This is a genomic window from Aromatoleum toluolicum, from assembly GCF_012911005.2.
In the GTDB taxonomy this organism is placed as follows: domain Bacteria; phylum Pseudomonadota; class Gammaproteobacteria; order Burkholderiales; family Rhodocyclaceae; genus Aromatoleum; species Aromatoleum toluolicum.
Window position 1 is genome coordinate 1 of record NZ_WTVS01000267.1, and the last position, 391, is coordinate 391.

Genomic DNA, 391 nt, shown 5'->3' on the forward strand with positions numbered 1-391 from the left:
GCACGCTGATGGCCGCGCGCGTCTTCACCGCCTTCTGCCATGGCGCCTTCTTCGGCATCGGCGCGGTGGTGGCGGCCGACCTGGTGCCGCGCCACCAGCGCTCCAGCGCCATCGCGCTGATGTTCACCGGCCTGACGCTGGCCAACGTGCTGGGCGTGCCGCTGGGCACCGCGCTGGGCCAGGTGGCGGGCTGGCGCTCGACCTTCTGGGTGGTCAGCGCCATCGGCCTGGCCGCGGTGGCGGCGCTGGCGGCCTGGCTGCCCGGCCGCATCCCGATGCAACCCGGCAACATCCTGCGCGAATTCCGCGTGCTGCGCGACGTGCGCGTGCTGTGGCCGCTGCTGGCCAGCGTGCTGGCCTCGGCCGCGCTGTTCTGCGTGCTGACCTACAT

The 391-nt window shown here is 73.4% G+C and carries 1 protein-coding gene; it reads left to right on the forward strand.

Going from position 1 to position 391, the window contains the following annotated elements:
• On the forward strand, positions 1–391 hold a 391-nt coding region (locus tag GPA27_RS28680), incomplete at both ends, for an MFS transporter (RefSeq protein WP_169143764.1).